This is a genomic window from Citrobacter sp. Cm046, from assembly GCF_030333065.1.
Taxonomy (GTDB): domain Bacteria; phylum Pseudomonadota; class Gammaproteobacteria; order Enterobacterales; family Enterobacteriaceae; genus Citrobacter; species Citrobacter murliniae.
The window spans coordinates 191316-209910 of record NZ_JAOWGP010000037.1 but is presented as its reverse complement, the minus strand read 5'-3'; the positions used below and the strand labels follow the sequence as shown (position 1 = coordinate 209910).

Here is an 18595-nt window from a genome sequence, read left to right as displayed (position 1 = left end):
TAGCGACGGGCTGTATAAGCATAAAGTGTGCCATAAGTGAAAACGCAGTTACGGCAAGGGCTGGCTCCGAAAACTGGATGAAAATGACAGTCGATTCGACATTAATGACGATAAACGTCAGATAAAAAACAGTGGATCTGACTGTTTAAACCGGTGAAACATAAGAAAAAGATGAAAATCAAAAGTGACTAAGATCACAAATTTTAATTTTTCAGGTCTATGCTATGCTTTTATACGGCGAGTAAATCGTTCACGTAAAAACATAAGTGAGGAAAACAAATGGGTATTATTTCATGGATTATTTTCGGTCTTATCGCTGGGATTTTGGCAAAATGGATTATGCCGGGTAAAGATGGCGGCGGGTTCTTTATGACCATTATCTTAGGGATTATCGGTGCTGTTGTTGGTGGGTGGATCAGTACACTCTTCGGTTTTGGTAAAGTTGATGGCTTCAACTTTGGTAGTTTTGTCGTTGCGGTTATCGGTGCGATCGTTGTTTTGTTTATCTACAGAAAAATCAAAAGCTAGGTTAAGAAACAGACAACAAAGGCCACATATCGGTGGCCTTTATTCTGTGTTACCACCAGCCCAGTTCCGTCCCCAGCACCACAATAATGGCTACCCCAATCATAATGAGCGTTGTTTTTTTCATCAAGATGCTCCCGGTGCAGCATAGCCGCCAATAAAAAACCAGGATAAGAAAACGACCGCGGAAATGAAAATGATAATGGGGAATATAATACCGAGTCGCATGCTCTTATCTGCCAGAGTTATTTAAAGATGAGCCAGAATAGCAGGGCTTAATGCGTGACAAAAGTGGTTTTATCCTGACGCTTTTTATCCTGGTACATTGCGCCGTCTGCAATGTGCAGCGCGCAGTTCACGTCGGTCTCCTGTGGGTCTATTTCCACAACGCCCAGGCTGGCACCAGGATAGAACAGCTGGATATTCCCCAAATGGTAGTCGCCGCAAATTTGCTGTCGTAAATGATCCTTCACTCTCTGCAGACGGTCACGTTGTTCTATTTCATCTTCTTGTGACATCCCGGCAACCAAAAACTCGTCACCGCCAAGCCGACCGAGAATATCATTCTCACAACATCCAAGACGCAAGCGTCGACCGATCTGGATCAGAAACTGATCGCCAACTTCATGTCCAAACCGGTCATTGATGAGTTTGAAATCATCTAAATCGATATAGGCAACGACAACCTTGTGTTTCAGATGACGGGCAAGTGAAAAGAGGGTTTCCATATTTTCAAAAATAGCCCGACGATTAGGTAACCCGGTTAATGCGTCAGTATAGGAGTGCGCAATCAGCGCGGCGTTTGCTTCACGCAGCTGAGCAACCAGTGATTCTTTTTGAATAGACTGGGCGATAAGACCGGCAAACAGATGCAGCACTTGTTCACCACGTTGGCTTAGCGTCTGCTGTTGTCGGCTGGTGGCGCAAAGCGTACCGTAGAACGTGCCATCCGGCAGATGAACCGGGGTGCTCAAAAAAGTGGTGATCTCCAGAGCCCGAGCTGCGCTACAGTCAGGCCAGCGTGCTGGCACGTTATCGCTGTACAGGCAGTTTTCTTCTATAGCACGTTTGCACAATGTTTCATCCCACGGCACGGATAGCCCTTCGGGGATCTGCATCTGCTTGCTGTTACGCGCATACAGAATATGCTGCAGGCGGGCATCTAAATCGACTTTAGTTAAATAGGTCGATTCCATGTCAGTCACCACTTCCAGCATTTCCAGAAGTTGCCGAACCAGACTCTCAACAGACTGCTCAGTGGCTAAAGATTGTGAGACTCGGGCGAGGATCATGTCCGACATGAGATCTAAGTACTCCTGGGTACTGATAAGGGCGATATTGGTCTGCATGATAAAACATCACTGTGAAAGATGAAACATGCCACACTGGTCATAATGTAAACATCAGATTGAAACAGTTCAGTAAAACATGGAGATGGACTGGAAGTAGGGGTAATCTGCCGGGATAACATTCTGAACAGGAGTTAACATGAAATCCGGGTTTATCGTATTGGCAGGTATTCTGGTACTGGCTGGATGTAAAACGCAGCCTGAAGCGCCAACCCCACCGAAAATTGGCATGGCAAATCCTGCTTCTGTGTACTGCGAACAAAAAGGCGGCTCGCTGATTGCAGTTCAGACTCCGCAAGGAGTACGGTCTGACTGTAAATTACCCGGCGGGGAAGTCATTGATGAATGGGCGCTCTGGCGCAGGGATCATCCGACTGCCGGGCAGTGATGGCCAGTCACCATTGACGTAGCCACTCAGCAAGGACGAGCGCGTGGTTTTGCTGCGTGTTTTTTGCTGCATACAGCAGGGTTAAGGGTTGCTGACGCGCAATCGCAGCGAGTCGCTGGCCTTCCTGCTGTTGCCGGGCGAGTTCTGCGCGGTATTGCTCGGAAAAGTGTTCAAAATCAATCAACTCTGCGTGGAACGCTTTACGTAAGTCTGATGATGGAGTGAGAAGTTTATTCCACTCGTTGAAGGCCAGATCGGTTTTTTTTATCCCGCGCGGCCACAATTTATCCACCAGAACTCGATAGCCATCACTCTTTTCTGCCGGATCATAGACGCGTTTACACTGAATATTCATCTGTTTCCCTCTACGCAATACAGTCTGTTAAGAAACCGCGCTTGTCATTTTCTGGCTGTTTGTTACGGTCAGATAAGATCACTAAAACGTGAGCATTATAGCATTTTGAATATGCACACTCCCAATTTAAGGGATTGTGATAACAACAAAAAATCAGTAGGCTGAGGCTCCTTATGTTGTCCCTTATTGCTCTGACATAAGGAATTTCTTATGGAAATGTCTCCTGTGAAAGATACGCTTCGTATTGCGCTGGTGGGCGATTACAGTCCTGAAATTGTGGCACATCAGGCTATTCCCCTTGCAATCGATGATGCTGCCGCTGTTCTCGAATTGATGGCTGATTATGACTGGTTAACTACCGCTGATATCAGTAGTAGCGAAGATCTGGTCGGCTATGATGCTATCTGGGTCGTACCCGGTAGCCCGTACAAACACCCTGAAGGCGCGTTGATTGCGATTCGCTACGCTCGTGAAAACAGCATCCCTTTTCTTGGAACCTGCGGCGGTTTTCAGCATGCTATTATCGAGTATGCCCGTAACGTTTTGGGCTGGAGCGATGCCGCCCATGCAGAAACCGATACTGAAGGTCGCATGGTGATCGCACCGTTAGCTTGCTCACTGGTTGAAAAGACCGACAATATTGAACTGCGGGCAAATACGCTGATCGCAAAAGCCTACGGACAAGATATTATCTCTGAGGGATATCACTGCAATTATGGCGTATCTCAGGCATTTGCCGTCGAGCTTGAACGAGGTGATTTTCGTGTGACGGGCTGGGATGAAGCCGGTGATATTCGTGCTATTGAGTTAGTGACGCATCCTTTTTATGTTGGCACGCTTTTTCAGCATGAACGCGGAGCGCTGGTGGGAAAACCGGTTCCACTTGTCCAGGCGATGCTGCGCGCGGCTCGCGAGTAAAAGGAGGGCAGGTTTACCATTAACCTGCCCGCTGCGTTATGAGGTAGCTATCTCCCGATTGCTACCGGCACAAAATCCAAACACAGCCATCACTGTTGCTAACAGGGCGACGCCAATCAACGGTATTTGCCAGTTACCGTTGAGGTCGTGAATTTTGCCCATCAGGGGCGGTCCGCATGCGGCCAGTAAATACCCGACAGATTGCGCCATGCCGGATAAGGCAGCAGCCTGATGTGCTGAACTTGCACGCAGGCCGATGAAAGTTAATCCCAGAATCATCGATGCCCCTGACCCAAAGCCAAACAGAAGGGTCCATAGCACCGCCCGGTCGGGCATCAACCAGAAACCAGCAGCACCGATAGCGCACATTAGGGCGACCAGGGCGGCGATGGCCCGCTGATCTTTAAATCTGTACAGGATCAGGGGGATCAGTATTCCCGGCGCGGCGGTGGCTAATTGCAGTAAACCGTGCAGCGATCCGGCCTGCGCTTCACTGTAGCCATGGCTAATCAAAATGGCGGGTAACCAGCCAATTACCACGTAATAGATAAGTGAGTTGATCCCCAGAAACAGAGTAACCTGCCAGGCAAGACGGGAGCGCCAGATAGCGCGGGAATGCAGCGCACGTGAGTTACTCATCGTGGCATGGGCTTTCTGGCGCCACTGCGGCAGCCAGATAAACAGAGCCAGCAGAGGAAAGGCCATTAACATCAACAACGCGCCACGCCAGCCGAATCCGTTAAGCGCCAGTGGTACCACGATTGCTGAACCAATTGCTGCCGCTGCGCCCATCGTCAGTGAGTATGCGCCGGTGAGTTTCGCTACATGCTGCGAAAAATCGCGCTTGATTAGCCCTGGTAGCAGAACGTTTCCTAATGCTATTCCGCAGCCAATGAGGGTGGTTCCGCCAAAAAGGAACAGTGGTGAGGATAAAGATCGTATACCAATACCTGCGCAAATCAGCAGCATGGCGGCAAATAAGCTGCGTTCAATTCCCCATCGACGTGCAACGGCCGCAGCCAGAGGCGAAACCAGCGCAAAAGCGAGAAGGGGAAGTGTTGTCAGGAGTCCTGTCTGGGCGGTGGTTAACCCGTAATCAGCCCGGATAGCATCCAGCAGTGGGGCTACGCCGGTAAAGGTCACGCGTAGCGTGGTTGCGATCATCAGGATACCCGCGATAAGCAAAGCACCCTGTTTGCCGTGGGGGGAAGAGTAATGTGTCATTGTTTTCTCATGTCGTCAGGCGAGGCGATACCTTACCGTTTTTACATGATGGATGAATCAAGCTAAAATGACAGTTTATCGCTAAAATCGGACATTATTATGTTGGGACTGAGGCTGGATGGATATCAACCCGACCTGTATCACGACGCCGCTGTGGCTTTTTGTATTCAGGCCCGGGAAGACGAACTCTTTAGCCCACTGCATCAGCACCGAAAGGGTCAGTTGATTCTGGCGTTGCACGGCGCGATTACGTGTGAAGTGGAAAATGCCATGTGGATGGTTCCTCCTCAGTATGCGGTTTGGATCCCTGGTGAAATTCCACACAGTAATCACGTTACTGTTGGTGCCGGCTTATGCTTTCTGTTTATTGAACCGAATGCAGTGGTGATGCCGGAACGCTGCTGCACGCTGAAAATTGCGCCATTGTGTCGGGAACTCATTCTCTCGCTGGCGTCGAAAACCGATGCTCAGCGGCTGGATCCGTCAACACAACGTCTTACGCAGGTATTATTTGATGAGCTACCGCAGCAACCGCAGGAGCAAATGCAGTTGCCGGTATCCGACCACCCAAAAATTCGTAAGATGGTGGCGACGATGGCGCAGGAGCCAGCGCAATGGCAAACCCTGGGCCAGTGGGCCAGTGTATTTGCTATGAGTGAACGTAATCTTGCCCGGCTGGTGGTCAAAGAGACTGGGCTGAGTTTTCGTCGCTGGCGTCACCAGCTACAGCTGATCCTGGCATTACAGGCGTTGATAGAGGGGCGAAACGTACAGCAGGTCGCTCAGATGCTGGGTTACGATTCGACTACCGCATTTATCACCATGTTCAAAAAAGGCCTGGGCCAGACGCCAGGCCGTTATCTGACAGGGTTGACTACTGCTTCCCAACAATCAACGAGACCAGACCCGCCGCAATGAGTGGTCCAACCGGTACGCCGCGAAATAAAGCCACGCCCAGCACAGTTCCCACCAGCAGGCCGGCGACCAGCTGCGGCTGATTACCCATCAGCGTGACACCGCGCCCACCAAGCCAGGAAACAAATACGCCGATAGCAATGGCCACCAGCGACTTCCAGTTCACAAATGAATGGATGAGCGTGGAAGGGGGGAGCGTACCGCTGGCGATTGGCGCCATCACGCCGATGGTCAGAATGATAATCCCGACGGTCAGGCCCTGTTTTTCAATCCACGGGAAGAAGGTATTCAGAGGCGTAACACGGACTATAATCAGCACCAGAATTGAAACGGCGACAGTGGTGTTATGGCTGACAAAGCCCAGAGCTGCCAGTCCGAGCAGGATCAGCAGAGTGACATCAAACATCGTAGTTTCCTTGCCAAAAAAAAAGATAAGCCTGCTTACTGTACGCGCAAACGCGTGACGGAACAGGCTTTTTTTATTGATAAAGACAATTTTTAGGCGAACGCATAAGATCGCGTTTTTATGCCGATAAACCGGTCACTATTTCTGGCTATTGTGCGCGGCGGAACTGGACTAATTCTGGTCGGGCTATGCGCAAATAATCTTTAGTATCCATGATGACCGATTTTTCCAGCATCCCGGCATTAAACGCAATCTCATTAAAGCGCTCGAATAAAAGCGGATCGGCGACCAGCTTGAGATTAGGATGGAAACTGAAGGGGGGGATGGCGCCAAACACACAACCTGTTAGCTCATCCACTTCTGCCGGGCTGGCAAGAGAAGCTCTTAAACCGCCGAGATGGCTGGCTAGCTGACTCAGGTCAGCCTGTTGGTCAGCGGACAGAATAGCCAGCACATGCTGATTGACGCCATTGCCTTTCACTTTGCATACCAGAGCTTTTGCCCCCTGACCCAGCGCAGTGCCGCGGATCTCTGACACGGCTTCGCACTTGCCGACTGCTTCATGGCTGATTACGCGGTACGTGGCGCCTTGCTCTGACAACAATGAAATCAAACGTTGATGGGTCTCATTACCTTTATTCACTTCCGTCATTTCTTACTCCTGGTACAACGATAAAAATCCTGCGCAGAAAAATTTTCACGAACGAAGGTGTTTTTTCTGTTTATTAAGATAGAGTTGAGCATCAGATGCTTTATAGGCATCATTAATGGTGTCGTTTGGTTGCATATTGTATATCCCTGCGGAAAAGCTGACTGATTTATCCGGCGCAATAATTTGTAAGTTATGGCTAATGCGTTCCAGCAGGCGAGGTGTAAGTTCGGTGGCGTAATCGATGAGAATAATACAGAACTCGTCCCCACCGAGGCGAATCGCATAGTCACTTTTGCGAATAGATGACTGAATAGCTTTTGCCAGAATGGTGATAACGCGATCGCCTTCCTGGTGCCCCAACGTGTCATTAATTGTTTTCAGTTTGTCGCAATCAATAGCGATAAATGTCACCAGTGTTCCTGCATTGACCAGTTGCTGCAACCGCTGTTCAAGTGTAGGGGTTAAAATTTTGCGGTTATAGAGACCGGTCATCGCGTCACTGATATTTTCGCGAGTTACGTTGTGATACAAACGGAAATGCATCCTGACCATATTCAACAGAAGTACCGTTGCCAACAGATAAAAGGCGAATATCTTCCATGACGAGACAATAAAGTACATGAAATCAAGCGATAACGTGATGCGTATTCCACCGGGTATGTCATTGATATAATGCACATACTGAAACAGATTGCTCTCGCTTTGGTTAACGATAATCTCCTTTCCCGAGCTGATATCAGACAGGGTGACGTTAAGATAACGCCATACAAGAGGACGATCGTTGGTATAAAAAATATGTTTCAAATTCTCTTTGTTCACATCCACCATGACCACGCCTTTTAGTTTGCCGTCTGAATAGACTGGCGTTAAAAAGCTCATGACTTTTTCTTGCGTAAGGTCATCTTCGTAAATACTGGAAATGACGGTTCGGCCAGTAAATACATCGTCAATATCATTCTGATTAATTCCCAGGGTGCCTTTTTGCAAAAAGGACCAATGGTTCATGGTGAACTGGAGTGAGTTAACGAGATTGTAGAAATAGATGTAATTATTTTTTAGGTCAATGTAATAACGAAACTTGTATTCCAGCGTTCCTAACCCCTGACCGTAATCGACCAGCTCACGATTCACATTTACCGCCTGGTCGAAGGCTGGCAGCAGGAATATGTCATCAAGTTGTTCGACGCAATTACCGGAATGGGTCTGCAATGTACCGCGTAATGGAAGATAGTTATGGTTGGTGAGGTTGAGTCCATGCGTGCCGTTAACGCTCTCGAAAGCGTTGCACAGCGCTTTTCGTTGCTCGGGTGAAATACTCTCTTTGGGGGATGAAAAACGGCGCATAAGATGGGCTGCGATGCTCTGATTTGTATACTTATCATAGAGAAATGATGAATCTGCTTTCTCAATGATATACCGCATATACGCGCTCATTGCCCGATCGCTGGCAACAAGTTCGTAAACCAGAAAGGTCGATGTCAGAACAATAACGCTTACGGAGATAAAGTGCCTGAGCGCTTTATGTTGCAATTTCATAATGATTTACAGCCCTGTAAGTCAGATACTTCAGTCTATCACACGCTATACGTCCGCTCTAACGGTATGGGAATTGTCGCAGAGGTCTATTTTGTAATAAAAATCATTCGCACACTTCACCTTTGAATCTTAATGTTGTATTTATAATGCAACTTATGAAGAAGGAGACAGGCAAATGAGCACGACTGAAAAAGCGGGCCATACATTTTTAGCCAGCCTGGGTAAAACCCGTCTACGCCCAGGCGGAATTGAAGCAACTGACTGGTTGTTCAACCAGTCACAACTGACGCCTGATTGCCAGGTGCTTGAGGTGGCATGCAATATGGCGACGACGGCGATAGAGCTGGTTCAGCGCTTTGGCTGTACGGTTTATGCCATTGATATGGATAAGGACGCGCTCGCCAGAGCGAGAAGTAATGTGGCTGTTCATGGGCTGGAAAATCACATCCATGTAATGGCTGCTAACGCGAGCACTCTCCCTTTTGCTGATAACAGTTTTGACGTTGTGATTAACGAAGCCATGTTGACAATGTATGCCGACAAAGCCAAGGCGAAGCTGATTGCGGAATACCATCGGGTGCTGAAACCCGGGGGACGGTTATTAACTCACGATATTATGTTCACCAGCCAAAAACTGGGTGAGGGCGATCAAAGTCAGCTAATGCAGGTGGTGAAGTCAAACGTAAGCCCGATGACCCGACAGGGCTGGAGTGAACTCTTCCTGAATGCCGGGTTTGAGCATGTTATGCAGAAAAATGGCGAAATGTCGCTAATGTCGCCTCGCGGATTAATTCGTGATGAGGGGTTAGGTGGCGCACTCAAAATTGCATTTAACGGCTTACGTACGCATGAAAATCGGCGTCGGTTCCTTAAAATGTTTCGCTTTTTTAAATCCCAGCGGCATCAATTAAATTATATCGCTTGCTGTTCGGTGAAGGGAAAATAAAAACAGGCCAGAACGTATGTTCTGGCCTGTTAGCGATATCTAATTATTGCTGGTGGTACTCTGCTTATGGAACAACTCGCGGAATACCGGGTAAATATCATCCTGGTCACGAATATGCTGCATAGCAAAGTTTTCAAAGGTCGATTGCAAATGTTCGTACTCACGCCATAAGGTTTGGTGCGCACGACGGGTGATTTCGATATAGCTATAATATCGCACCACCGGCAGCAGTTTTTTCGCCAGAATCTCATGACACAGCGGCGAATCATCAGCCCAGTTATCTCCATCCGATGCCTGCGCCGCGTAGATATTCCATTGGGCAGGATCGTAGCGGTCTTTCACCACTTCATCCATCAATTTTAGGGCGCTGGAGACAATCGTCCCCCCGGTTTCCTGAGAGTAGAAGAACTCGTGCTCATCTACCTCTTTCGCCTGAGTGTGGTGGCGAATATAGACCACTTCTACGTTCTTGTAAGTCCGGCTTAAAAAAAGATACAGCAGAATATAAAAACGCTTTGCCATATCTTTTGTCGACTGGTCCATTGAACCGGAGACATCCATCAGGCAGAACATAACCGCCTGGCTGGAGGGATCGGGGCGTTTTTCATAATTCTTGTAACGTAAATCAAAGGTATCGATAAACGGTACGCGTTCGATTTTTGCCCGTAGTTCGGCAATCTCTTTACGTAATCGTTCTTCTTCCAGCAGCTGAACGGGTTCACTTTTGGTGATGGTCTCCAGATCGGCTTCAAGGGCGTGTAACTCCCGACGTTTACCCGCTGTCATTGCCGTACGGCGCGCCAGTGAGTTTTGCAGGGATCGCACCACGCTGATGTTGGCTGGCACACCATTAGAGGTAAAACCTGCACGATGCGTTTTGTACTCCGTTAACTGACGCTGCTGATTTTGCTTCAGATTAGGGAGGGCCAAATCCTCAAAGAGCAGATCCAGATACTCATCTTTAGAAATCTGAAACACGAACTCATCCTGGCCCTCTCCATCCTGGCTGGCCTGGCCTTGTCCGCTGCCAGAACCACCGCCGCCGCCCTGAGGACGTTCAATACGGTCATTCTGGACAAAATGGTCGTTACCCGGATGTACACGATGGCGCAGCCCCCCGCGCCCCTGATGAAACATCGGTTCGCTAATATCATCGGTCGGGATAGAGACAGATTCGCCACTATCGACATCAGTCACCGAACGCTTGTTAATGGCCTCGGAGATAGACTGCTTAATTTGCGATTTATAACGGCGTAAGAAGCGCTGGCGGTTAACCGTGCTCTTGTTTTTGCCGTTAAGACGCCGGTCAATAAACCAGGTCATAAGCTCCTCCCGTGCTGCCAACTTTTCGCAGTGTGCATAGTGCCGGAAGTCGCTTACGCGCGTCCGGCCTACGCTGCATGTTTTTGTAGGCCCGGTAAGTGCAGGCACCACCGGGCATTTGCATCACGATGATTTACGCACGCGCAAATACCATTCGCACAATAAACGCACCTGTTTACGCGTGTAGCCTTTTTCCATCATACGGTCGACAAAATCGTCGTGCTTTTTCTGCTCGTCAGTCGAGGTTTTAGCGTTAAAGGAAATGACCGGCAGCAGTTCCTCGGTATTCGAGAACATTTTTTTCTCGATAACCGTGCGCAGTTTTTCGTAACTGGTCCAGTTTGGATTGCGACCGCTGTTATTCGCTCTGGCGCGCAGAACGAAGTTGACGATCTCGTTACGGAAATCTTTCGGGTTACTGATGCCTGCTGGCTTCTCAATTTTCTCCAGCTCTGAGTTGAGCGACTCTCGGTCAAACAGTTGGCCAGTATCCGGATCGCGATACTCTTGATCCTGAATCCAGAAGTCCGCATAGGTGACATAACGGTCAAAAATGTTCTGCCCGTATTCGGAATAGGATTCCAGATAAGCCGTCTGGATCTCTTTGCCAATAAATTCGGCGTATTTCGGGATCAGATAGCCTTTCAGGAACTCCAGATAACGTTCTGACTGCTCCTGCGGGAACTGTTCGCGCTCGATTTGCTGTTCAAGAACATAGAACAGGTGTACCGGGTTGGCCGCCACTTCGGCGTGGTCAAAGTTAAACACGCGGGAGAGGATCTTAAACGCAAAACGCGTGGACAGGCCGTTCATGCCCTCATCAACCCCGGCGTAATCCCGATATTCCTGGTAGGATTTCGCTTTTGGATCGGTATCTTTCAGACTTTCGCCATCGTAAACACGCATCTTCGAGTAAATGCTCGAGTTTTCCGGTTCTTTCAGGCGCGAAAGAATAGTAAAGCGAGAGAGCGTTTCCAGCGTACCCGGTGCGCAAGGAGCGTGGGTCAACTCACTGTGGTTAAGCAATTTCTCGTAGATCTTGATCTCTTCGGAAATGCGTAAGCAATACGGTACCTTCACAATGTAAACACGGTCGAGGAAGGCTTCGTTATTCTTGTTATTGCGGAACGTTACCCATTCGGATTCGTTCGAGTGCGCAAGAATGATGCCGTTAAACGGCAGGGCAGAGATACCTTCTGTGCCGTTGTAGTTTCCTTCCTGAGTCGCGGTCAACAGAGGATGCAGCACTTTAATCGGTGCTTTAAACATCTCAACGAATTCCATGATCCCCTGGTTAGAACGGCACAGTGCGCCTGAGTAACCGTAGGCATCAGGATCGTTTTGGGCGTGGTGTTCGAGTTTACGAATATCCACTTTCCCGACCAGGGCGGAGATATCCTGGTTATTTTCGTCGCCAGGTTCTGTTTTGGCGATAGCAATTTGCTCCAGAATAGACGGCCAGACTTTGACGACGCGGAATTTAGTAATGTCCCCGCCGAAATCATGTAAACGTTTTGCCGCCCATGGCGACATGATCGTACCGAGATAGCGACGCGGGATCCCATACTCTTTTTCCAGGATCTGGGCATCTTCCTGTGGATTAAACAGGCATAACGGATGGTCGTTGACCGGACTCCGCTCGCCGTTAGCACTCAGGACATAAATCGGTACTCTTTGCATCAGCGATTTCAGCCGCTCGGCAAGAGACGATTTCCCACCCCCAACAGGCCCCAACAGATACAAAATCTGTTTCTTCTCTTCCAGCCCCTGAGCCGCGTGTTTCAGATAAGAGACAATCTGTTCAATCGCGTCTTCCATGCCGTAAAACTCTTCAAACGCGGGATAACGAGCGATCACCCGGTTAGAAAAGAGTCGAGAAAGTCGAGGTTCATGGGCAGTATCGACCATGACAGGCTCACCAATAGCCATTAATAGCCGCTCTGCCGCGTTGGCATAAGCACTGCGATCTTGCCGACAAGTGGTAAGAAACTCCTGCAGCGTGAACTCTTCGTCCTTGGCAGCTTCATAACGCTGGCGATAGTGATCGAATATATTCATGGTATGCCGTCCTTTCGTTTTTTAGCACATGTTAAGAGCCGTTCATATGAATAGTAGAGGCCCCTGAAGAGGTAAACTGAACGACGTCGCTGCTGAAGAAATAAGCAACTCTCATGCCATTTTGGTGGTCAGGAGATCAACGTATTCGGTGATACACCTTCTAAAATTAAGCGTAGATGGCATTTGCAAAACTTGCCTGTGTGCGCAAACGAATTTCAATGGCATATCAATAACTCATCAGCAAAAAAAGCACATCTAATGTAAAGAAATAGGGTTGGATTCATGCGGTATTCATCGTTCTGCAAGCAAAATGTCATCACTCGCAGAGAAATTAGGGGGTTACATTACGTGGCTAATACGTAAAATAGTTGGGCTGTAACGTAATGACGGTTACACTTCTGTTGCTATACATTTGAATAAGGAATTATGGATTGTGACCAAACTCAAACTTCTGGCACTTGGCGTGCTTATCGCCACTTCCTCTGTTGCGCAAGCAGAAAGCAACCTGACGCTGGGCGCAGGCGTTGGTGTGGTTGAACACCCCTACAAAGATTATGATACTGACGTTTATCCCGTTCCTGTCGTGACCTACGAAAGCGAGAACTTCTGGTTCCGTGGTCTGGGCGGTGGCTACTACCTGTGGAATGACAACACAGATAAATTATCAGTCATGGCGTACTGGTCGCCAATGTACTTTAAGCCGGGCGACAGCGATGACAGCCGCCTGCGCAGCCTTGATAAGCGTAAGAGCACCATGATGGCTGGTCTGTCTTACGTTCACAATACGCAATATGGTTTCCTGCGCACCAGCCTGGCGGGAGACACGCTGGACAACAGTAATGGTATCGTATGGGATCTGGCGTGGTTGTACCGTTACACCAACGGTGGTCTGACGCTGACACCAGGTATTGGTGTTGAGTGGAACAGCGAAAACCAGAACGATTACTACTACGGTGTATCGCGTCACGAATCTTCCCGCAGTGGTTTGCGCAGCTACGATCCTAACAGCAGCTGGAACCCGTACCTTGAATTAAGCGCAAACTACAATTTCCTTGGCGACTGGAGCATGTACGCCACTGCGCGTTATACCCGTCTGTCTGATGAAATTACCGACAGCCCGATGGTGGACAAATCCTGGACGGGTCTGATCTCAACCGGTATTACTTATAAATTCTGATTTCACTAAATGAAGAACAGATGATTACATGGAAGCCCGCAGAAATGCGGGCTTTTTGTTTTATCACCATGGGTAAGCTCCGATACTTATTTTTAAACGAGGAAAGTTGTCTTTTATTCACTGCGCGTGAATCACACTATTAACGCATATTCTGTATCTGGCTGCAGACATCTTGTCACTCATGATCCGCGTAAAAATCAGTCCAAACTATGATGGTGCAATTTGTGCACCATTACAGGACACACCCGCGTTGTTTTGCTTTACTGTGGTGCATAAACACAGGAGGGTGTGATGACAAACAAGCAGGTGATTTTTGCTCAGCAGATTGCGCTTCCAGCTATCGGGCAGGGTACATGGTATATGGGCGAGAATGCCAGCCGCCGTCGTGATGAAGTAAATGCGCTGCGGGCAGGGCTGGATCTTGGTTTACAGCTTATTGATACGGCCGAAATGTACGCTGATGGTGCAGCGGAAGAAATCGTTGGCGAGGCATTGACGGGGCGACGCGAACATGCGTTTTTAGTGTCAAAAGTTTACCCATGGAATGCGGGCGGCCAAAAAATGATTGCGGCCTGTGAAGGGAGTCTGCGTCGGCTGAACACTGACTATCTGGATCTCTATTTATTGCACTGGATGGGGGATTACTCATTTGAAGAGACCGTGAGTGCAATGGAAACATTGATTGCGCAGGGGAAAATCCGTCGCTGGGGAGTCTCTAATCTAGATTACGATGACATGCAGGCGTTATGGCAGGTTACGGGTGGGCAACAGTGTGCCACTAATCAGGTGCTGTATCATGTGGCATCGCGGGGTATTGAGTATGATTTACTCCCCTGGTGTCAGCAACAGCAGATGCCGGTCATGGCCTACAGCCCGCTGGCCCAGGCAGGGCGTTTACGCAGTGATGTGCTCACGAACACCGTGGTTAACGATATCGCGAGAGCTCGCAATGTCAGCGCCGCTCAGATTTTGCTGGCGTGGGTTATTCGTCATCAGGGGGTAATGGCGATTCCAAAAGCGGCAAACGTGGCACATGTGGAGCAGAATGCAGCCGCGCTCGCGATTACGCTGTCCGCCGACGAGCTGAAATTGCTGGATAAGGCATATCCTGCCCCGAAAGGTAAAACTGCGTTGGATATGGCCTGATTTTACCGGATGGTTGTCCGCACACTTTTTCGGTCAATCATCCGGTATTAATTATCGCTTATCGTTTAGCAACACGAATAGTTTGCGCCAGACGAGAAGGTTTCTCTGCCGTTGTTTTCTGCGTTTCGGTGGCGTAAGCAGTTTCTACGCAAACAAACGTTTTGTAACCATCATCCGGCATATCTCCCATGCTGACAGACAGCGCCGGGCCTGGGTTCCAGCCGACTACATTCAGATGGTGGTGATGCACAACGTCGATATTGCGGTTCAGTGAATCATCGTGAATGACGCTGCATGCTTCCGGGTTCAGATACACACGATCGGTACGGTCCGGGAACGTCTGGATACCATCAGCCAGTACATCTTCTTTTGCATCGTTAACTTTATCGATCAGGCGGTCGCCAAGGCCACTTACTTTCACCGCTGCGATATCTCCTACATTAAAGTAGGTGTGGAGTGCAGAAGTGGTTTCAAACTCACCATGGGCTTCCAGCTCGATCTCACAGGTTTTACCCACTTTGAAGCGTGCTAACAGCGTAAACTCATGCGGCCAAAGCTGACGCGTTTCAGCATTGCCTTGCAATTCAAATGTCAGAACAGCGCCGTTGTCATCTTCATTGTGCGCTTTCAGCGTCCAGGGCAGGTTACGGGCAAAGCCGTGAGAAGGTAGACCCTGCTGGGCAGCCGGACCGAACCACGGCCAGCAAATTGGAACACCGCCACGCAATGCGACGCCCGTCTTAAACGGTGTGTTGTTGCTGAGCCAGAGGACTTCTTCTTCGCCGTTTGGTTTCCAGGAGAGGAGATGAGCGCCCTGCAGCGCGAAAGAGGCTTTAACCTGCGGGTGATCGACAACAATGATTTCAAGATCATCAAGCTGGCGACGAGAGAGGACAGGGGTAATTTGCTCGATTACCGGAAGTGCAAAAATTTTATTAATCATTACGCAATCCTTTTTTACCCTGAATAATTCGAATTACAGGAAGTGGCAAGTGAACGACAAATTCGTCAGGAACGAATTTGAACAACCGAAGGCAACCTTCGGCCAGGACATGAATGCCCCTGATTCATCCCGATGAGCTTACTGTTGTAAGCGAACAGGGGGAGATAACGTAGCCAACACACCTGCAAGTTGAAGTATGGCGGGTATATCTTCAGGCAAAAAAAAGAGCGACCTGAGTCGCTCTTACAGATTACTGTCTCATCTCAACTTATTTGGAGATGTGAGCAATCAGATCCAGAACCTTGTTGGAGTAACCGGTTTCGTTGTCGTACCAGGATACCAGTTTCACGAAGTTGTCGTTCAGTGCGATACCAGCTTTAGCATCGAACACAGAAGTGCAAACTTCACCGTTGAAATCGGTAGAAACAACGTCGTCTTCGGTGTAACCCAGAACGCCTTTCATCGGGCCTTCGGAAGCAGCTTTGATTGCTTTCTTAATTTCTTCGTAAGAAGCAGCTTTTTCCAGACGTACGGTCAGGTCAACAACGGATACGTTCGGAGTAGGAACGCGGAACGCCATACCAGTCAGTTTGCCATTCAGTTCTGGCAGTACTTTACCTACAGCTTTAGCAGCGCCGGTAGAGGACGGGATGATGTTCTGAGCTGCGCCACGGCCGCCGCGCCAGTCTTTGTGAGACGGGCCATCAACGGTTTTCTGAGTAGCGGTGGTTGCGTGAACGGTAGTCATCAGACCTTCGATAATGCCGAAGTTGTCGTTGATAACTTTAGCCAGCGGAGCCAGGCAGTTAGTGGTGCAGGATGCGTTAGAAACGATGTCCTGACCTTCGTATTTGTCAAAGTTAGCGCCTTTAACAAACATCGGAGTGTTATCTTTGGACGGACCAGTCAGAACCACTTTTTTCGCGCCAGCAGTGATGTGCTTACGAGCGGTTTCGTCTGTCAGGAACAGGCCAGTAGCTTCAGCTACTACGTCAACACCAACTTCGTCCCATTTCAGGTTAGCCGGATCACGTTCAGCGGTAACACGGATTTTTTTACCGTTTACGATCAGATGACCGTCTTTCACTTCAACGGAACCGTTGAAACGGCCGTGAGTGGAGTCATATTTCAGCATGTAAGCCATGTAGTCAGCGTCTAACAGGTCGTTGATTGCAACGATCTCGATGTCAGAGCGTTCTTGAGCAGCACGGAAAACAATGCGACCGATACGGCCAAAACCGTTGATACCTACTTTGATAGTCATATATTCCACCAGCTATTTGTTAGTGAATAAAAGGTTGCCTGTAAAATTACAAAAACCTTACGCAGCGTCAAGCGGAATCGTGTCAATCATTGCGACAAATCAATCTGCTGCCTAAGCTTTGCGCAACTGACTCGCCTCACTCTTCCTTTGGGCTTGAAACCACATGGGGGCGGCGGCCCGAATTTTAAAGGGCAATCAAGATAAAAACGTGATTGTGATCACGATTAACAGGCTGCCATTTCGCAAGTATCAAGTTTAGAACAAAAGTTCGCACTACGGTGTTAATGTTTTGTTAGAATCTGTCTCGCGATGTGAGTATAGATAAAGTGAGATGTGAGCAAATGGCTAATCAACCTTCTCCAGAAGAACTGAAAAAAAATTTGTCCGAAATGCAGTTCTACGTGACGCAAAATCATGGGACAGAACCGCCATTTACCGGGCGTTTGCTGCACAATAAGCGTGATGGCGTCTACCATTGCCTGATCTGCGACAAACCGCTGTTTCGTTCAGATACTAAATACGATTCCGGCTGCGGTTGGCCCAGTTTTTACGAGCCTGTTAGCGAAGAGGCCATTCGTTACATAAAAGATACGTCACACGGTATGCAGCGCATCGAAATCCGCTGCGGAAACTGTGATGCACACCTCGGACATGTCTTCCCTGATGGTCCAAAACCTACCGGGGAACGTTACTGCGTAAATTCGGCGTCTTTGAACTTCACCGATGATGAAAATGGTGAACAAATCAAAGGCTGAGGAAACGATTCAGCAAATTATTCTACGGGAATGGATTTAACATGAATCTTGATGAGATGATCAACAGCATGACGCCGGAAGTGTATCAGCGCTTATCTACTGCCGTTGAGCTGGGAAAATGGCCGGATGGCGTCGCGCTGACGGCAGAACAAAAAGAGAACAGTTTGCAGTTGGTGATGCTATGGCAGGCACGTCACAATGTTGATGCGCAACATATGACTATCGACACGAAGGGTGAGATGGTGATGAAGAGTAAGCAACAGCTGAAAGTTGAGTTTGGTATTACGCCAGAGCCCATTGCGACGTTCAAATCCTGAGTCACAGGCCCGGTAGCACATCACGCCGGGCCTGCTGTATTTGTTATTTCTTGTTCATCATCGCTTTAAGATCGGCAAACGGGTTATATTTCGCCTCGCCAACCGCTTTTTGCGCATCTTCACCCGCAACCACCGTTGAACCATACTGGTCCGCTTCCGTATATTTGGAATGCTCATGATCGTGGCAATACAGGCACAACATCTCCCAGTTGCTACCATCTTCCGGGTTATTGGAGTGATCGTGATCGATATGGTGCACTGTCAATTCACGCAGGTTGGAATAGACAAACTCACGGGAACAGCGTCCGCAAACCCAGGGGAAGAGTTTAAGTGCCTTTTCCCGGTATCCGACTTCCAGACGGGCATAATTTTTAGGGATAAAAGCCATAACGCTTCAT

21 protein-coding genes and 1 pseudogene are annotated in these 18595 nt (G+C 48.8%); 9 read left to right on the top strand and 13 right to left on the bottom strand.

What is annotated here, in order from left to right:
* Positions 1–279 precede the first annotated feature (279 nt).
* On the top strand, positions 280–528 hold the full coding sequence (locus OGX98_RS09750) for a GlsB/YeaQ/YmgE family stress response membrane protein (protein ID WP_045441938.1): 249 nt from the start codon (positions 280–282) through the stop codon (positions 526–528).
* Between the two features lie 49 nt (positions 529–577).
* Here the strand turns inward: OGX98_RS09750 and yoaJ are convergent, their stop codons facing one another.
* The 3 genes from yoaJ to OGX98_RS09735 are packed head-to-tail and all read right to left on the bottom strand — an operon-like array spanning position 578 to position 1826.
* Positions 578–652 carry a protein YoaJ gene (gene yoaJ / locus OGX98_RS09745; RefSeq protein WP_099530266.1) on the bottom strand — a complete coding sequence of 25 codons (75 nt, stop codon included), beginning with the start codon at positions 650–652 and terminating at the stop codon, positions 578–580.
* Complete coding sequence (locus OGX98_RS09740; RefSeq protein ID WP_144243066.1) at positions 652–753, bottom strand: YoaK family small membrane protein; 102 nt, start codon at positions 751–753, stop codon at positions 652–654. The genes yoaJ and OGX98_RS09740 overlap by 1 nt, the downstream gene beginning before the upstream one ends.
* Before the next feature lie 47 nt (positions 754–800).
* Positions 801–1826 carry a sensor domain-containing diguanylate cyclase gene (locus OGX98_RS09735; RefSeq protein ID WP_045441941.1) on the bottom strand — a complete coding sequence of 342 codons (1026 nt, stop codon included), beginning with the start codon at positions 1824–1826 and terminating at the stop codon, positions 801–803.
* A gap of 187 nt (positions 1827–2013) precedes the next feature.
* Here OGX98_RS09735 and OGX98_RS09730 point away from each other — a divergent pair, with 187 nt between their 5' ends.
* On the top strand, positions 2014–2262 hold the full coding sequence (locus tag OGX98_RS09730) for a putative hemolysin (RefSeq protein WP_045441944.1): 249 nt from the start codon (positions 2014–2016) through the stop codon (positions 2260–2262).
* 7 nt (positions 2263–2269) lie between these two features.
* Here OGX98_RS09730 and OGX98_RS09725 read toward each other — a convergent pair whose 3' ends face one another.
* Positions 2270–2617, bottom strand: a complete 348-nt coding sequence (locus tag OGX98_RS09725) for a DUF488 domain-containing protein (protein WP_225760821.1) — start codon at positions 2615–2617, stop codon at positions 2270–2272.
* 210 nt (positions 2618–2827) lie between these two features.
* On the opposite strand from OGX98_RS09725, the gene OGX98_RS09720 reads away from it, so the two are divergent.
* On the top strand, positions 2828–3535 hold the full coding sequence (locus OGX98_RS09720; RefSeq protein ID WP_286595214.1) for a CTP synthase C-terminal region-related (seleno)protein: 708 nt from the start codon (positions 2828–2830) through the stop codon (positions 3533–3535).
* A 36-nt stretch (positions 3536–3571) separates the two neighbouring features.
* Here the strand turns inward: OGX98_RS09720 and OGX98_RS09715 are convergent, their stop codons facing one another.
* Positions 3572–4759, bottom strand: a complete 1188-nt coding sequence (locus tag OGX98_RS09715; RefSeq protein ID WP_045441954.1) for a CynX/NimT family MFS transporter — start codon at positions 4757–4759, stop codon at positions 3572–3574.
* A 99-nt stretch (positions 4760–4858) separates the two neighbouring features.
* Between OGX98_RS09715 and OGX98_RS09710 the strand changes: the two are divergent.
* A pseudogene (locus OGX98_RS09710) lies at positions 4859–5705 on the top strand (AraC family transcriptional regulator).
* On the opposite strand, the gene OGX98_RS09705 reads toward OGX98_RS09710, so the two are convergent.
* From OGX98_RS09705 to dgcJ, 3 genes are all read right to left on the bottom strand, one after another.
* Complete coding sequence (locus tag OGX98_RS09705) at positions 5634–6080, bottom strand: DUF441 domain-containing protein (protein ID WP_045441958.1); 447 nt, start codon at positions 6078–6080, stop codon at positions 5634–5636. The pseudogene OGX98_RS09710 and the gene OGX98_RS09705 sit on opposite strands and share 72 nt — an antisense overlap.
* 148 nt (positions 6081–6228) lie before the next feature.
* The gene (locus OGX98_RS09700) at positions 6229–6732 is read right to left on the bottom strand and encodes a YbaK/prolyl-tRNA synthetase associated domain-containing protein (RefSeq protein ID WP_045441960.1); all 504 of its coding nucleotides are present in this window, start codon (positions 6730–6732) and stop codon (positions 6229–6231) included.
* A gap of 45 nt (positions 6733–6777) precedes the next feature.
* Positions 6778–8268, bottom strand: a complete 1491-nt coding sequence (gene dgcJ, locus OGX98_RS09695; RefSeq protein ID WP_045441963.1) for a diguanylate cyclase DgcJ — start codon at positions 8266–8268, stop codon at positions 6778–6780.
* Between the two features lie 175 nt (positions 8269–8443).
* Between dgcJ and OGX98_RS09690 the strand changes: the two genes are divergently transcribed.
* Positions 8444–9214: a class I SAM-dependent methyltransferase gene (locus tag OGX98_RS09690; protein ID WP_045441965.1), complete on the top strand. Its 771-nt coding sequence runs from the start codon at positions 8444–8446 to the stop codon at positions 9212–9214.
* 39 nt (positions 9215–9253) lie between these two features.
* On the opposite strand, the gene OGX98_RS09685 is transcribed toward OGX98_RS09690, so the two are convergent.
* Positions 9254–10537: a YeaH/YhbH family protein gene (locus tag OGX98_RS09685; protein WP_045441968.1), complete on the bottom strand. Its 1284-nt coding sequence runs from the start codon at positions 10535–10537 to the stop codon at positions 9254–9256.
* A gap of 123 nt (positions 10538–10660) precedes the next feature.
* Positions 10661–12595: a protein kinase YeaG gene (gene yeaG / locus OGX98_RS09680; RefSeq protein WP_045441971.1), complete on the bottom strand. Its 1935-nt coding sequence runs from the start codon at positions 12593–12595 to the stop codon at positions 10661–10663.
* Positions 12596–13028: 433 nt separating this feature from the next.
* Between yeaG and OGX98_RS09675 the strand changes: the two genes are divergently transcribed.
* Together OGX98_RS09675 and OGX98_RS09670 are read left to right on the top strand one after the other, a co-directional pair.
* Positions 13029–13772 carry a MipA/OmpV family protein gene (locus tag OGX98_RS09675; protein ID WP_045441974.1) on the top strand — a complete coding sequence of 248 codons (744 nt, stop codon included), beginning with the start codon at positions 13029–13031 and terminating at the stop codon, positions 13770–13772.
* A 291-nt stretch (positions 13773–14063) separates the two neighbouring features.
* The gene (locus OGX98_RS09670) at positions 14064–14918 is read left to right on the top strand and encodes an aldo/keto reductase (RefSeq protein ID WP_045441977.1); all 855 of its coding nucleotides are present in this window, start codon (positions 14064–14066) and stop codon (positions 14916–14918) included.
* Positions 14919–14976: 58 nt separating this feature from the next.
* Here OGX98_RS09670 and OGX98_RS09665 read toward each other — a convergent pair whose 3' ends face one another.
* Together OGX98_RS09665 and gapA are read right to left on the bottom strand one after the other, a co-directional pair.
* A complete protein-coding gene (locus tag OGX98_RS09665) occupies positions 14977–15861 on the bottom strand; it encodes a D-hexose-6-phosphate mutarotase (protein WP_048221615.1) in 885 nt (294 codons plus the stop codon).
* A 268-nt stretch (positions 15862–16129) separates the two neighbouring features.
* Positions 16130–17125: a glyceraldehyde-3-phosphate dehydrogenase gene (gene gapA, locus OGX98_RS09660; RefSeq protein ID WP_045441983.1), complete on the bottom strand. Its 996-nt coding sequence runs from the start codon at positions 17123–17125 to the stop codon at positions 16130–16132.
* Between the two features lie 341 nt (positions 17126–17466).
* On the opposite strand from gapA, the gene msrB reads away from it, so the two are divergent.
* Positions 17467–17880: a peptide-methionine (R)-S-oxide reductase MsrB gene (gene msrB, locus OGX98_RS09655; protein ID WP_045441986.1), complete on the top strand. Its 414-nt coding sequence runs from the start codon at positions 17467–17469 to the stop codon at positions 17878–17880.
* A gap of 41 nt (positions 17881–17921) precedes the next feature.
* The gene (locus tag OGX98_RS09650) at positions 17922–18197 is read left to right on the top strand and encodes a YeaC family protein (RefSeq protein ID WP_045441989.1); all 276 of its coding nucleotides are present in this window, start codon (positions 17922–17924) and stop codon (positions 18195–18197) included.
* Between the two features lie 43 nt (positions 18198–18240).
* On the opposite strand, the gene yajD is transcribed toward OGX98_RS09650, so the two are convergent.
* A complete protein-coding gene (yajD, locus tag OGX98_RS09645) occupies positions 18241–18585 on the bottom strand; it encodes an HNH nuclease YajD (RefSeq protein ID WP_003832478.1) in 345 nt (114 codons plus the stop codon).
* Positions 18586–18595 lie beyond the last annotated feature (10 nt).